Genomic DNA, 14346 nt, shown 5'->3' with positions numbered 1-14346 from the left:
GCAGGTGTCTCTATGGAAGCGTACAACGTCAAAATCGATACGTTCGAAGGTCCGCTCGACTTGCTGCTCCACTTGATCGGCAAGATGGAGCTCGACATCGCGGACATCTCTGTCTCCGAGGTCACGGACCAGTATGTCGCCTTTATCCGGACGATGCAAAAATTTGAGCTCGATGTGGCCAGTGAGTATTTGGTCATGGCGGCGACGTTGCTCCAATTGAAGAGCAAGCAGCTGTTGCCACCGGTACCGGTCGAAGAGGATGACATTCCTGACTTCGGCGAAGAACCGACCCGCGAAGGGTTGATTCGACAGTTGATTGAATATAAGGCCTATAAAGAAGCGGTCGTGTTCATGCGCGAGCAGGAAGAGTCTCGGCTCGAACTGTACAGCCGTCCGGGCGAAGATTTGACGCGCTATATGTCCGACCTCGTCCAACCGTACGACGGACCGCTCAACTTCTCGGACTTGTTGCACGCCTATTCGAAGATGGTCGAGCGCAAGCGGTGGAAAGAACGCCGCAAGAAGACAATCAAACGCGAAGAACGGACGCTGGAGGAGCAGATGACGCGGTTGCATGAGCATGTCTCGGCAGAAGGGACGACCTCGTTCTTTTCGTTTTTTGAAGAGCGGCCCGATGTCTCCGACCTCGTCGTCACGTTCATGGCGTTGCTTGAGCTAATCAAGTTGCGTGTCGTCACGACCAAACAAGAAGAACGGGACATTCAAATCTCGTTCGTCGAATCATCAAAGGAAAGGAATGAAGCCGTTGCTGTCTTATGAAACGATTATTGAGAGTCTACTGTTCGTCGTCGGCGAAGAAGGGATGGAAGTGCGTGCCCTCGCGGATACGCTCGACATTTCGGAAGCCGCCGCCCGCGAACAGTTGAGTAAGCTAGAAGTATCGTTTAAAGACTCCGGTCGCCCGTTCCAATTGATTGAATCGGCGGGCGTGTACAAGCTCGTGACGGTCCCCGAGGTATCCGAGTATATTCAGCGTTACGTCGGCACGATGGCCGAACAAGCGTTGTCTCGGGCTGCGATGGAGACGCTCGTCATCATCGCGTACAAGCAACCGGTCACCCGGGCCGATATCGAAGAAGTTCGGGGCGTCAAAGTCGAACGCGTCATTCATACGCTGTTATCAAAAGGGTTGATTGAGTCGGCAGGCCGTGCCAAGACGATCGGACGGGCCAAGTTGTACCGCACGACCGAGCATTTCCTGGACCATTTCGGGTTTAATTCACTTGATGAATTGCCCCCATTAACGTTTGAAGACGAGCTCTCGGACGAAGGCGATTTGTTCTTCGGCCAGCCGTCTGCGATTATGCAAGATAGATTGGAGAATGAATAAATGGAACGTTTACAAAAAGTGATTGCCCAAGCAGGTGTCGCCTCACGGCGCAAAGCCGAAGAAATGATTTTAGATGGACGGGTCCGCGTCAACGGGAAAGTCGTGCGCGAACTCGGGACGAAAGTCGGACCGAAGTCTGAAGTCGAAGTCGACGGTGTGAAAATCGAACAAGAAGAGCATGTCTACTATGTCCTCTACAAGCCGAGCGGTTACGTCTCGACGGTCGAAGACGATAAAGGTCGTAAAGTCATCACCGACCTCGTCCCACCCGGATCACGTGTCTTCCCGGTCGGACGTCTGGACTATAACACGACGGGACTCATCATCTTGACGAACGATGGAGAGTTCTCGAACATGATGACCCATCCGAAGTTCAAAATCCCGAAACGCTATGTGGCGAAAGTGAAGAACATTCCTTCGTATATCGCGATGAAACAACTCGAGTCGGGCGTCGAGCTCGATGACGGATATAAGACGGGCAGTGCCCAAGTGAAGATGAAGACGGTCGACCATAAGAAAAACTCGGCCATTCTAGAAATCGTCATCTCGGAAGGCCATAACCGTCAAATCCGCCGCATGCTCGAAGCAGTCGGTTCGGAAGTCATCAAATTGAAGCGCGAACAGTTCGGTTTCTTGACGCTCGACGGTCTCACGACGGGCGAATGGCGTGAACTGTCACGCAAAGAAGTATCCAAGTTGCGTGAACTTGCCAACCCGACCGTACCCCCTGTACAACGAGGCAAGAAAAAGAAAAAATAACAACTAAAAAATCGTCCTGAGATAGGATGATTTTTTAGTTTGTGGAGATTGTGTGACAAAAAGATGAAAAAAGTCTGTTAATGTGCGTTTTTGGTGTTTTTTCAGTACAATAACAACTGAAGGATGGTGTGAACTCATGACGAAAGAAACAAAGTCGGGTGATCGCATGAATCAGGCGATGGCCCATAAGAAAAAACGGTCATTTTGGCGGCTCATGATCATGACGATGGTCCTGTTCGCAGGAGCGGTCGTCATCATGCAATTGATTGAACAAGCCGGTAACGACGGACGGGTCGAGGCCGGTGACGATGCGCCGAACTTCAAGCTCGTCAGTTTAGACGGGACGACGATGGTCGAGCGCGAGACATACGACGGCAAAGGGCTGCTCGTGAACTTCTGGGGCACGTTCTGTGAACCGTGTGAGAAAGAGATGCCGGTCGTCCAGGACAACTATGCGGCCCTTCAAGACATGGGCGTCGATTTTTGGGCGGTCAATGTCGGTGAGACACCGCTCCGAGTCGATAACTTTGTGAACGACCTCGGCGTCAAGCTCGACTATCCGATTTTGATGGACACGCGCAGCGAAGTCGAGAAGGCGTACGGGATTTATAACTTGCCGGTCACGTTCGTCATCGATGCCGATGGCAAAGTGATTGAAAAGTACGAAGGTGAACTCACGAAAGAGAAACTGATGGAGTTGGCCGAGAAGTCATTGTAAGCGAACGGGGGGCGCACATATGCTAGATATGAAATACGACGGCGCCGATTTACGATCGAAGCGTCGTCCACGGTCATGGATTGACCGGGTGTGGAGCTTTTTTGCATCGGTCAAGGTCGGTCTATGGCTCATCGGGCTCATCATCGTCGGATCGGCGATCGGAACGATTTTTCCGCAAGAGATGTATATTCCGCAACAGTTGCCGGCGAGCCAGTATTATACGGACGAGTACGGGACACCGGGAACGATTTATTACACGTTAGGATTCCATAACCTCTATACATCGTGGTGGTACATCACGTTGATCGTCATGCTGACGTTATCGCTTATCGTCGTGTCAATCGACCGATTTTTCCCGCTATATAAAGCGTTGAAAAACCAGCCGGTCCGACGTACCGATCGCTTCATGCGCGGACAACGTCTGATTGGGGAAGGCAAAGGCTCGGACGAACAAATCGATGCGTTCGGCGACGCCTTAAAAGCGAAGCGCTATCAAGTGAAGCGTGACGGCGACGCCTTACTCGCCGAAAAATACCGTTTTGGCCGTTGGGGCCCATACGTCAACCACATCGGGCTCGTCATCTTCTTCATCGGGGCGATGCTACGCGTCTTTCCGGCATTCCATACGGACACGCTCGAATGGGTGCGCGAAGGCGATACGGTTCCGCTCGAGGCGACGGATGATGAATATTATCTCCGCAACGATCAATTCATTTTAGAGATGTATGATCCGGAAAACAACGCCGAAGATGCGAAGTTTGCCGAGGCAATCGAAAAAGCGGGTGCAGTCCCAAAAAACTATGAGACGGAATTGACGCTGTTCAAGAAGACCGGAACGAACGAGGACGGATCGCCGCAACTCGAGGAAGTCGATACCGGTTCGACGAAAGTGAACCATCCGTTCAAGTTTGAAAAATATGAAGTGTATCAAGAACAGTATTCGAGTCGGCCAGAGTTCTTGTCGATGTCATTCAACGTCGCTGATAAAGAGACAGGCGACGTGTATGGACCGTTCACGGTCGATTTGACAAATCCGGAGACGACATACGACCTCGGTGACGTCACGGTCAAACTGAACGACTTATACCCGGACTTTGAAGTCAAGGACGGCCAGCCGAACACGAAATCGCCACGGGCGCTCAACCCGGCCTTCTTCATGGCGATTGACACACCGGACGGCACGACCGAATCGAACTTGATCGGGATTCGCTTGAACGTTGCCGACGAGGAGAATCGCTATGCGGTCCAATTCGCCGGGACGGAGATGGCGAGCACGAGCGGTCTTCGCGTCAAGAGTGACTCGACGTATCCAGTGTTAATCGTCGGGGGAATCATCTTCATGGTCGGGATCGTGATGGGTATGTATTGGCCGCACCGTCGCATCTGGATTCGTCGTCACGGCGAGACGGACGTGCTTGTCGCCGGTTTCACGAACAAGAACCCATCTTCACTTAACCGCGAAATCACACCGCTCCTAGAGAAACATGGCCTGCCGATCTGGGAAGATCAGGCACGGTTTGAAAAAAAGACAGACGACAACTCAACCAATGAAAGAGGGGAATCATAATGGAGTGGATTCAGTGGAGCAGTCGTTTGCTCTTCATCGCGTTCATCCTGTACGCCGTCGCGACCGTGTTGTTCACAATCGCGGTCAGCGGGATGCGCAAAGACCGCAACGTCAACCGTATCGCCTATGGAAAGTATGCGTTCATGCTGGCGGTCATCGGCTTTATCGCCCAAATGGGATATTTTATTTTACGGTGGGTCGGGGTCGGCTATGCGCCGGTATCGAACCTATACGAATACACGACGTTCTTCGGAATGATGATGGTGCTTGGCTTCCTCGTCGTGTATGGCATTTATAAAAATGATGTGCTCGGGTTGTTCGCCATGCCAGTGGCACTGCTCGTCATCGCGTTCGCCTCGATGTTCTCGAGCGAAGTGGCACCGCTCATCCCAGCCTTGAACAGTGTCTGGTTGAAGATTCACGTCACGACCGCAGCGCTCGGACAAGGGATTCTGGCCATCAGCTTTGCATCAGGCCTCATCTTCTTGCTAAACGAGACATCGATGCGCGAGCAGTCGAAGTCTCGGACGTGGCTCGAAGTCACGATGTTCGTACTCATGTGTACGCTCGGCTTCATTCTCGTCTCGATGCTCTTCAAGGCGATTGGCGCCGGTGGCGTCGTCGAGTTCACGAACGATCGCGGAACGCAAGAGTCGTATGAGTACTTCATGCCGATGCTGTTAGTACCGGAAGGGGCGCAACTTGTCTCTGGTGCCAGCGGCTTGTCACTCGAGTTGCCGACGTTCATCAACACGTTGAAATTGAACACACTCATCTGGTCGGTCATCGCCGGCGTCGTGATTTATGTGTTGCTCCGTTTCGTCATCTTACGCAAGCGCGTCGCCGAGGCGTTACAGCCGCTCGCGAAAAAGGTCGACCTCGACCTCGCTGACGAGATCAGTTACCGTTCAATCGCCATCGGCTTGCCGGTGTTCATTCTCGGGGGCCTCATCTTCGCCATGATTTGGGCCCAAATCGCCTGGAACCGTTTCTGGGGCTGGGACCCGAAAGAAGTGTGGGCGCTCATCACGATGCTCATCTATATCTATTACTTGCATATGCGGATCCAGCGTGGCTGGACGGGAACGAAAGCGGCTTGGCTCTGTGTCGGTGGATTCGCCGTCATCATGTTCAACCTCGTCTTCGTCAACCTTGTCATCGCTGGTTTGCATTCATATGCGTAAACAAAGAAGTCACTCCGGTGGCTTCTTTTTTCATGGCGCTATCAACTGACCGTTGTGAAGCCAAATAATAGAGTGGTATAGTTATGAAAGAGAGCGAAATGTTCACAATTGTGCAACAATCGCTACATCTTGTAATGGTTCGATTAGGAGGTTTAGTGGATGGCTAATAAAACAAAAATTTTAGTGGTCGACGACGAGGAAAGAATTCGCCGCCTATTAAAAATGTATTTGGAACGGGAACAGTACGTGATTGTCGAAGCGACGAACGGGGAAGAGGCGTTACAGCTCGCCCTCGAGCATAATTTCGATGTCATCTTGCTCGATTTGATGATGCCGAAAATGGACGGTGTCGAGGTGTGTACCGAACTTCGCAAATCGAAAGCGACGCCGGTCATCATGTTGACGGCGAAAGGGGAAGAAGTCGACCGTGTCCAAGGGTTCGAGGTCGGGGCCGACGATTATATCGTCAAACCGTTCAGCCCGCGTGAGGTCGTCCTACGCGTCAAGGCGCTCCTCCGCCGTTCAGGATCGACCAAATATTTACGTACGGCTGAAAAATCAAAAGACTTAATCGTCTTCCCGCATTTGACGATCGATAACGACGCGCACCGTGTCACGGTCGACGGAGAAGAGATTGCGCTCACGCCGAAAGAATATGAATTGTTGTTCTTCTTGGCCAAGCAAGTTGACAAAGTGTTCTCACGGGAACAGCTATTAAAAGAGGTCTGGAACTATGAATTCTTTGGAGACCTTCGAACGGTCGACACACACGTGAAGCGACTCCGGGAAAAGTTGAACCGGGTCTCTCCAGAAGCCGCGCACATGATTACGACGGTATGGGGTGTCGGTTACAAGTTCGAAGTCGTCAGTGAGTGATGATTCGCCGCAATAGCATCGTCACAAAGCTGTGGTTGACGATTCTCGTGTTGGTCAGTCTTATCTTGTTCATCGTCTCCGTTCTGATGCTCGAGTTTTTCAACTCGTTTCATATTGATCAGGAACGAGGCCATTTGGCCAAACTCGGGGGACAAGTTCAATCCGTACTGCTCCAAGAAGGGGACGCATCGCGGACGGTTGATCAAATCATCGAAGTGTACGGCGCCAACTATATATTGGAGAACGGGACGGTCCGCTCGAATTTCGGGACCGAAGTCGATGGGCTCATGACCGAACTCGGACGTCAAGACTGGGAAGCGTATCAAGCCGTCGGAGAGACGTCGATCGGGAACTTCTCGTCGTTTGACGACCAGGCCGCGCTCGCATACCGGACGACGTTCTCACTCGAGACGGGCGAGTATACGCTTTATTTGATTGAACCGCTTGATGCGATCTCGAGTGCGAACGAAGGGGCCCGGACGATCATCTTTTGGACGGTCGCCTCGGCCATCATCGTCACGACCGTGTTCGCGTTCTTCTTATCGACGCGCATCACGGCACCGCTCCGGGAGATGCGCGACGCCGTCAACAAGACAGGGGAAGGGCAGTTCGACCTGCGCCTCGTTCAAAAGTCGAACGATGAGATCGGCGAACTGGCCGGCTCGTTCAACGCGATGAGCAGCCAGCTGTCGACGTATGTGAACGCGCTCGATCGGGAACGGCTACAATTGGCCTCGATTTTACGGTCGATGGCCGATGGGGTCATCACCCTCGACCGCCATGCGAACGTCATCGTGACGAATCCTCAAGCCCAACCGCTCCTCATTGACGAGCAACCGCACGAAGTCGTGTTGTCGCTCTATGAGGACGTCGTCGCCGGGGCTCCGGAGAAGACGATTGAAGTGAAACAGCACGACCATTATTACACGTTGACCGTGACACCGCTTCTTGGCGAGGACGATTTCGAAGGGGCCGTCGTCGTCATCCGTGACACGACAGAGAGCCATCGCCTCGACAAGATGCGGACCGATTTCGTCGCCAACGTCAGCCATGAACTCCGGACCCCGCTCGTGACGCTCCAAGGGTATTCCGAGGCGATTATCGACGGCATGACCGAGAGTGATGATGCGACGAAAGAATTCGCTTCCATCATCTATGATGAGTCACTCCGGCTCGCCCGTCTCGTCAACGATTTACTCGACTTGGCACGGATTGAATCAGGCAAAGAGACGATGCAATTCGCAACGTTCGACCTCGGTGAGTTTTTACCGCGCGTCATGCGCAAGTTCAACCAGATGGCGAACGAGAAAGGGATCACCCTCTCGACTGAGGCTCCGCGTCACACGATTGAGGCGGACGGGGACCGATTGGAACAAGTGTTCACGAATTTAATCGGCAATGCCATCGCACATACCGAGTCCGGTTCGATTCGACTCGAAGCGAGCGCAGAAGAGACCGGCTTCATGATCCGTCTGTCCGACACGGGCAGCGGCATCCCGAAAGAAGATTTACCGTTCGTGTTCGAACGGTTCTACAAAGCGGATAAAGCACGGACGAGCGGCGGCAAGGCAGGTACCGGAATCGGTCTCGCCATCGTCAAGAACGTCATCGATGCCCATCACGGCACGGTCGACGTCTCAAGCGCGCTCGACGAAGGGACGACGTTCACAATCCGTCTCCCGTACACGCAACCGCAGGCATAACGACAATGGTGACTCCTATGGGTCACCATTTGTGGCATAAAGGAGGAAATGACATGAAACTGTACACACGAGGCGGGGACAAGGGCGAGACGTCGCTCATCGGTGGACGCGTCTTGAAAGTCCATCCCCACATCCAGGCGATGGGACTGTTAGATGAGTTGAACAGTCAGATCGGTCTCGCGCTCGCCCATCAGACGGACGAGACGCTCCGGACCCAATTGACACGAATCCAGCACGACTTGTTCGATCTCGGCTCGGAGCTGATGTATAAACAAGATCCGCCGCAACAAGTCGATTTAGTAATCGTCACGGAGCTTGAGACGTGGATTGACGAGCTTGAGGCCAAATGTCCTGAGCTCGTCCGGTTCATTTTGCCGGGAGGCAGTGTCGGAGCGGCAAGCCTGCATGTGGCGCGCACCGTCTGTCGCCGTGTCGAACGAGAACTTGTCAATGTCGAGGCAGCCGTCCGTCAACTCCCGTACTACAATCGATTGAGTGATTACTTATTTACTGCGGCCCGTTACGCCAACGTCGTGGCCGGTGTGCCTGATCAAGAGTACGTCCGCGGTGCCGATGTCTTTAAAACGAAAAAGAAGAAGGAGTAGATCCAGTTATGAAAGGAATCGAACAATTTCAACAGCGATTGCACTATTCGGTCTACCCGACCCAAAAATTCAAGACGACGACATGTCTCGTCTCGTTCGCGGCGCCATTGTCGCCTGAGACGATTGCAGCCCGCGCCTTGTTGCCGTATGTGATGGAGAAGGCGACGGAAGCCTATCCGTCGATCGAACTGTTCCATACACCGCTCGAACAACTGTATGACGCAAGCCTGTACGCCGGGGCCTCAAAAGTCGGCAAAGAGCATATCATCCAGTTCCAGCTTGAAGTCGTGAACGATGAACTCGTCGGCGAACCGGTGCTCGCTCAAGCCATCAAACTGCTCGAGGAAGTGCTACTTCGTCCGAACGCCTATGACGGGGCGTTCCAACCGCTCATCGTCGAGCAAGAGGCTCGTCTACAGCGTCAACGGATCGAATCGGTATACGATGACAAGATGCGCTTTGCCCAACAACGTCTACAAGAGCTGCTCGGCGAAGAACTCGCCATCCCATCGCTTGGGACACTTGACCAGTTGGAGCACGTGACACCTCGGACGTTGTTCGAGGCGTATGAAGCGATGATCCGTCACGACCGCGTCGACGTCTATGTCGTTGGGGACGTCAGTCGTGAACAAGTGACGGACGCGTTCGCCCCGCTCGAAGGGCTCGGAGAACGTCTCGTTCGGGAGTATCCCCAGCCGGTCGACCGTGAGTTTCAACGGCTCGAGGAACATCAAGCCATCAATCAGAGCAAGTTGCACCTCGCCTATCAAGTCGACATCGACCCGAGAAGTGAGGACGCCGTCCGGATGCAAGTCGTCAACGGCTTATTCGGCGGCTTCCCGCACTCGAAACTGTTCATGAATGTCCGTGAAAAAGAGAGCTTGGCCTATTACGCGGCCTCGCAGTATAGCTCGCTCAGCCGGATGTTGTTCGTCTACGCCGGAATCGATGCCTCGAACCAGGCCAAGACCGAGGCGATTATCGCCGACCAGCTAGCCGACCTTCAAGCCGGCACGTTCGAGGATGAGACGCTCGAACAGACGAAAGCGATGTTATTCCATCAGCGTCGTCAACTCGGCGACAATCCGCGCCAATTGATCGCTTGGATGAGCGGTTCGGACATCCGTCCGTTCTCGCTCGACGAAGAGATGGCGATTATCGAACGGACGTCGCGTCAAGACGTGGCCGCGCTCGCGAACCGATTGACGCTACAGGCCGTCTATTGTTTAAAGGGGGGAACCGCATGAAACTCGATTTTCCAAACGTCGGAGAGACGCTTAATCATACCGTCCTCGAGAACGGATTGACGGTTTACTTATTGAAAAAGACCGGCTATGAGAAAACGTACGCCACGTTCACGACCAAATACGGGTCGATTGATCGTCGGTTCAAGCTAGAGGACTGGGTCGACGTACCGGACGGGATCGCCCATTTCCTCGAGCATAAGATGTTCGAGAAAGAGGACGGCGACGTGTTCCAACAATTCGGACGCCTCGGTGCGTCGGCGAACGCGTTCACGTCGTTCACCCGGACGGCATATTTGTTCGGTGCGACGTCGAACGTCAGTGAGAACTTGAAGACGTTAATCGACTTCGTCCAAGCGCCGTACTTTACAGAAGCATCGGTCGAAAAAGAGAAAGGCATCATCGGTCAAGAGATTCAGATGTATCAAGACAATCCAGGTTGGAGGCTCTACTTCGGTTTGATTGAGGCGATGTACGCCGAACACCCGGTCAAAATCGATATCGCCGGGACGATCGACTCGATCAGTGCCATCACGGCGGACGATTTGTATCGTTGCCACCAAGCGTTTTATCATCCGAGCAACATGGTGCTGTTCGTCGTCGGGAATATCGACCCGGACGCGATACTCGCTGAAATCACCGCCAACCAGGCGGCGAAGACGTTCCCGCAGCCGCTGTTGACAGCGCGCGAAGAAATCGTGGAGCCGGAGACGGTGCATCTGGCCGAACGCATCATCGAGATGGATGTCTCCGTCCCGAAAGTGATGATCGGGTATAAGGATACGCCGCTTGCCGGCAAGGATGGTATGAAGCAAGAGCTTATCGTCGAACTCCTTATGCACGCCTTGTTCGACACGACGGCACCGCTCTATGCGGAATTGTATGCCGAAGGGTTGATCGATGACGCGTTCTCGTTCGACTATACGTCAGAAGAGACGTTCGCCTTCGCTGTCTTGTCGATGGAGACGCCGCACGTCGACACGTTCGTCGACCGCATCACGTCCGCCCTCGAGCGTCCGCTCGAACTCGGTGCTGAGACACTCAATCGCAAGAAGCGCATGATGAAAGGACAGTTTTTGAAGGCGCTCAACTCACCGGAGTTCATCGCCAACCAGTTCTCACGCTACGCGCTCAGCGGCGGCAACATGTTCGATATCCCTGATTTGCTCGATGCGATTTCACTCGACGATCTGTACGCCGCGTATGACCGTCTATTCCAAGCCGATCACCGGACCGTCTGCATCGTTAAGAAACCGTGACGACGCTCATCACGGGAGCGAGCGGGTCGATCGGCCGTGCCGTCGCCCTGTCGTTCCGAGACGATGACCTCATCTTGCAGGCCCATACACAGGCGGAGTCGCTCCGCGCGTTCGTCGCGAACGAAGGACTGTCGGCCGAGGTCGTCACGTGTGACCTCGATGACGAGGCCGGACTAGAGGCTTGGCTCGACACACTCGGACCGGTCGACCGCATCATCCACGTCGCCGGCAATCATGCCTACGGGTTGCTCGTCGATCAGTCGCTCCTCGAACTCGATCGGTTATATCGGATTCATGTTCGCTCGATGATCCGGCTCGTGCAACACGTCGTCGGGCAGAAAGCCTACGACCGCCCCCTCGATATCGTCGTCGTCTCGAGCGTCTGGGGTGAGGTCGGTGCAGCCGGGGAAGTCCTCTATTCGACCGTCAAGGCCGCCCAACTCGGGTTCGTCAAGGCGTTCGCTCGTGAGGCGGGACCATTTCACGTCCGCATCAATGCGGTCACACCGGGGTGGATTGACACCCCGATGAATGATACGGTAGAAGAGACGAAACAAACGGCCCGTGAGGAGATTCCGCTCGGCCGATTAGGTGGACCTGAGGAAGTGGCGGAGACGATTCGTTTCCTCTGTTCCCCAGCCGCCGCCTACATGACCGGTGCCGTGCTCCGGATCGATGGTGGTTGGGTATAAAACTTTGTCGCCACGACTGAAACGAGTTCTTTTCAATTCTTCTAAAATAATTTAGAATGAACAAGGTAGCGAGCACACATCAGAAAGGGTGGACGAGATGGATCATAAGTTCGAAGAATGGTATCTCGAATATGAACTTTGCCAGAATCGACCCGGTATCCTGGGGGATATCGCTTCACTGATGGGGATGCTTCAAATCTCAATCGTGACGATTAACGGCGTCGATCTCCAACGCCGCGGCATGCTGTTAAAGGCCCCGGCCGCGGATCACGTCCATCGTCTGGAACATATTTTGCGCAAGATGGAAGCCATCGTCGTCATCAAGCTCCGGCGACCGAAGCTTCGCGACCGAATCGCGATTCGACATGGGCGCTACATCGAGCACGACAATGACGACAAGAAGACGTTCAAATTCGTCCGCGAGGACTTAGGTGTCCTCGTCGACTTCGTCGCCGAACTGATGAAAGAAGAACGGCACTTGTTGATCGGGGTGCGCGGCAATCCGCGTGTCGGGAAGACCGAGTCGATTGTTGCGGCGAGCGTCTGTGCGAACAAGCGCTGGCTGTTCCTGTCATCGACGCTCATGAAGCAAACGGTGCGGACCTCGCTGTTCGAAGAAGAACGCGAAGGGGACCACGTCTATATCATCGACGGTGCCGTCTCGACGCGGACGATGGATGAACGCCATCGTCAATTGATTCGAGAAGTCATGCGGTTGCCGTCCGTGAAAGTCATCGAGCATCCGGACCTATACGTGCGCAACACCGATTGCGTGTTCGAAGACTTTGATTACATCATCGAACTGAGGAACTCACAAGATGAGGAGATTATCATTCCTCAAGAGACACATCGTGAGGCAGAATGGTTTGAATAACTACTTGAATGGAAGGTGTGGACCCCTGTGACAGAACTAGGGACTTTTTTGAAACAAAGGCGTGAGGCGAGCGGTTTGACGCTCGACCAAATCCAGCAGACGACGAAGATTCAAAAACGCTATATCATCGCGATCGAGGAAGGTGATTACAAAAATCTCCCTGGCTCGTTCTATGCACGGGCGTTCATTAAAACGTATGCGGAATCGTTAGGACTTGATGTCGATGAACTGTACGAGACGTATGCGAAAGACTTGCCGAAAATCGAGCCGCAACCGACCGTTCAATTATCGCGAAAGCAAACCTATTCGAAAGCGTCCGAGACGTCGAGCCGTGTCTCGCGTTGGGTACCGAAAGTCATGCTCGTGCTCGTCGCGTTCCTGTTGATGACGGCCGTCTATTACGTCGTCCGAAACCTTGATTTCGGCGACCAAAACGCGTCACCGACTGAACAGACGAACTCGGGTGTAATCATTGATCAAAACAAGGACGTGCCGGAAGAAGAGCCGGTCGAAGAAGAACCGCCGGCTGAAGAACCGGTCGAAGAAGAACCGGCAGAAGAGACGGGACCGATTGCGGTCGCGTCGACGAACGGGGCAGACCTCACATATGAGATCGCGACGGCCGATAAACTGACGACGGAGATTCATGTGAAAGAGTCGCCGGCGACATATGTCGGTGTTCGGGACACCTCACTCGAGGGAGCGTTCCTCGCTCCGGAATATCCGAACCAATCGAAACAAAACCCGATTGTCATCGAGGACGCGGAGACGGATACGCTTCGCATCCGAATCGGCTTGATCGGTGGGGTCGAGAAAATTGTTGTCAATGGCCGGGAGCTTGAATTAGCCGACTCGCCGGTCACACAAAATATATTTGTAAAGAGAGTCGACGCAGAATAAGTTGACTCTCCTTCTAGAGGAGGAGTTCTCGATGAACCTACCTAACCGTTTGACGATGTTACGGGTGTTGCTCATCCCCGTGTTCGTCGTCTTACTCGCCGTAGATTTTGATTGGGGAGACATCGCTTTCCTCGGGGCGGACGTACCGCTCCATCAATTCATCGCCGCGGTCATCTTTACGATTGCCGCTATCACTGACTGGCTTGACGGGCATCTCGCCCGGAAGCACAACTTGGTCACCAACTTTGGGAAATTCATGGATCCGCTCGCTGACAAACTACTCGTCACGGCGGCACTTGTCCTGCTCGTCGAGATGGATCTCGTCGCGGCATGGGTCGTCGTCGTCATTCTCTCGCGTGAGTTCGCGGTGACGGGACTTCGTCTCGTGGCGGCCGATGAAGGAATCGTCGTCGCGGCTGGGAAGTCGGGCAAAGCGAAGACATGGGTCCAACTCTTTGCCATCATCTTCCTGCTGTTCGGCAACCCGATTTTCAGCTATGTCGGCATCCCCTTCGGCGAATGGGCCATGTGGCTCGCGCTCGTCTTGACGATTTACTCAGGGGCCGAATATTTCGCACAAAACTATAAGATCATTGTAAAGTCGATGTAACCAT

At 53.8% G+C, this 14346-nt stretch carries 15 protein-coding genes; all 15 read left to right on the top strand.

Annotated elements, in window-relative coordinates; all coding sequences use genetic code 11:
- Nucleotides 1-12 precede the first annotated feature (12 nt).
- The 15 genes from KNP95_RS00440 to pgsA all read left to right on the top strand — a co-directional run bounded on the left by KNP95_RS00440 (nt 13) and on the right by pgsA (nt 14342).
- Nucleotides 13-780, top strand: coding sequence for a segregation and condensation protein A (locus KNP95_RS00440; RefSeq protein ID WP_214835134.1), 768 nt, complete (start codon nt 13-15; stop codon nt 778-780).
- Nucleotides 758-1351, top strand: coding sequence for an SMC-Scp complex subunit ScpB (gene scpB / locus KNP95_RS00435; protein ID WP_021067627.1), 594 nt, complete (start codon nt 758-760; stop codon nt 1349-1351). The genes KNP95_RS00440 and scpB overlap by 23 nt, the downstream gene beginning before the upstream one ends.
- Nucleotides 1352-2110 carry a pseudouridine synthase gene (locus KNP95_RS00430; RefSeq protein WP_021067626.1) on the top strand — a complete coding sequence of 253 codons (759 nt, stop codon included), beginning with the start codon at nt 1352-1354 and terminating at the stop codon, nt 2108-2110.
- Nucleotides 2111-2246: 136 nt separating this feature from the next.
- Nucleotides 2247-2828, top strand: a complete 582-nt coding sequence (locus tag KNP95_RS00425) for a redoxin domain-containing protein (RefSeq protein WP_021067625.1) — start codon at nt 2247-2249, stop codon at nt 2826-2828.
- Between the two features lie 19 nt (nt 2829-2847).
- Entirely contained in the window at nt 2848-4395 is a 1548-nt protein-coding gene (resB, locus tag KNP95_RS00420) for a cytochrome c biogenesis protein ResB (protein WP_021067624.1), read from the top strand.
- Nucleotides 4395-5579, top strand: coding sequence for a c-type cytochrome biogenesis protein CcsB (ccsB, locus tag KNP95_RS00415; RefSeq protein ID WP_214835133.1), 1185 nt, complete (start codon nt 4395-4397; stop codon nt 5577-5579). Before resB ends, ccsB begins: the two co-directional genes overlap by 1 nt.
- Nucleotides 5580-5738: 159 nt before the next feature.
- Nucleotides 5739-6455: a response regulator transcription factor gene (locus tag KNP95_RS00410; protein ID WP_021067622.1), complete on the top strand. Its 717-nt coding sequence runs from the start codon at nt 5739-5741 to the stop codon at nt 6453-6455.
- Nucleotides 6455-8158 carry a sensor histidine kinase gene (locus KNP95_RS00405; protein WP_058763840.1) on the top strand — a complete coding sequence of 568 codons (1704 nt, stop codon included), beginning with the start codon at nt 6455-6457 and terminating at the stop codon, nt 8156-8158. The genes KNP95_RS00410 and KNP95_RS00405 overlap by 1 nt, the downstream gene beginning before the upstream one ends.
- A 53-nt stretch (nt 8159-8211) precedes the next feature.
- Nucleotides 8212-8763, top strand: coding sequence for a cob(I)yrinic acid a,c-diamide adenosyltransferase (locus KNP95_RS00400; RefSeq protein ID WP_214835132.1), 552 nt, complete (start codon nt 8212-8214; stop codon nt 8761-8763).
- A gap of 8 nt (nt 8764-8771) precedes the next feature.
- Entirely contained in the window at nt 8772-10010 is a 1239-nt protein-coding gene (yfmF, locus tag KNP95_RS00395) for an EF-P 5-aminopentanol modification-associated protein YfmF (RefSeq protein WP_021067619.1), read from the top strand.
- Entirely contained in the window at nt 10007-11266 is a 1260-nt protein-coding gene (gene yfmH / locus KNP95_RS00390; protein WP_214835131.1) for an EF-P 5-aminopentanol modification-associated protein YfmH, read from the top strand. Before yfmF ends, yfmH begins: the two co-directional genes overlap by 4 nt.
- Entirely contained in the window at nt 11263-11958 is a 696-nt protein-coding gene (gene ymfI, locus KNP95_RS00385) for an elongation factor P 5-aminopentanone reductase (protein ID WP_214835130.1), read from the top strand. Before yfmH ends, ymfI begins: the two co-directional genes overlap by 4 nt.
- 97 nt (nt 11959-12055) lie before the next feature.
- Nucleotides 12056-12832, top strand: coding sequence for a YmfK family protein (locus KNP95_RS00380; RefSeq protein ID WP_021067616.1), 777 nt, complete (start codon nt 12056-12058; stop codon nt 12830-12832).
- A gap of 27 nt (nt 12833-12859) precedes the next feature.
- Nucleotides 12860-13732 carry a helix-turn-helix domain-containing protein gene (locus KNP95_RS00375; protein WP_214835129.1) on the top strand — a complete coding sequence of 291 codons (873 nt, stop codon included), beginning with the start codon at nt 12860-12862 and terminating at the stop codon, nt 13730-13732.
- Between the two features lie 31 nt (nt 13733-13763).
- Nucleotides 13764-14342, top strand: coding sequence for a CDP-diacylglycerol--glycerol-3-phosphate 3-phosphatidyltransferase (gene pgsA / locus KNP95_RS00370; protein ID WP_021067614.1), 579 nt, complete (start codon nt 13764-13766; stop codon nt 14340-14342).
- Nucleotides 14343-14346: the final 4 nt, after the last annotated feature.

The sequence above is a fragment of the Exiguobacterium sp. s36 genome, assembly GCF_018618345.1.
Taxonomy (GTDB): Bacteria; Bacillota; Bacilli; order Exiguobacteriales; family Exiguobacteriaceae; genus Exiguobacterium; species Exiguobacterium chiriqhucha.
This window is presented reverse-complemented; position numbering and strand designations above follow the sequence as displayed.

Coding starts and splice junctions, on each gene's coding strand:
- KNP95_RS00440 (WP_214835134.1), top strand. CDS start 13: ATGGAAGCGTACAACGTCAAAATCGATACGTTCGAAGGTCCGCTCGAC.
- KNP95_RS00425 (WP_021067625.1), top strand. CDS start 2,247: ATGACGAAAGAAACAAAGTCGGGTGATCGCATGAATCAGGCGATGGCC.
- scpB (WP_021067627.1), top strand. CDS start 758: ATGAAGCCGTTGCTGTCTTATGAAACGATTATTGAGAGTCTACTGTTC.
- KNP95_RS00405 (WP_058763840.1), top strand. CDS start 6,455: ATGATTCGCCGCAATAGCATCGTCACAAAGCTGTGGTTGACGATTCTC.
- KNP95_RS00380 (WP_021067616.1), top strand. CDS start 12,056: ATGGATCATAAGTTCGAAGAATGGTATCTCGAATATGAACTTTGCCAG.
- ccsB (WP_214835133.1), top strand. CDS start 4,395: ATGGAGTGGATTCAGTGGAGCAGTCGTTTGCTCTTCATCGCGTTCATC.
- pgsA (WP_021067614.1), top strand. CDS start 13,764: ATGAACCTACCTAACCGTTTGACGATGTTACGGGTGTTGCTCATCCCC.
- KNP95_RS00400 (WP_214835132.1), top strand. CDS start 8,212: ATGAAACTGTACACACGAGGCGGGGACAAGGGCGAGACGTCGCTCATC.
- yfmH (WP_214835131.1), top strand. CDS start 10,007: ATGAAACTCGATTTTCCAAACGTCGGAGAGACGCTTAATCATACCGTC.
- KNP95_RS00430 (WP_021067626.1), top strand. CDS start 1,352: ATGGAACGTTTACAAAAAGTGATTGCCCAAGCAGGTGTCGCCTCACGG.
- KNP95_RS00410 (WP_021067622.1), top strand. CDS start 5,739: ATGGCTAATAAAACAAAAATTTTAGTGGTCGACGACGAGGAAAGAATT.
- resB (WP_021067624.1), top strand. CDS start 2,848: ATGCTAGATATGAAATACGACGGCGCCGATTTACGATCGAAGCGTCGT.
- yfmF (WP_021067619.1), top strand. CDS start 8,772: ATGAAAGGAATCGAACAATTTCAACAGCGATTGCACTATTCGGTCTAC.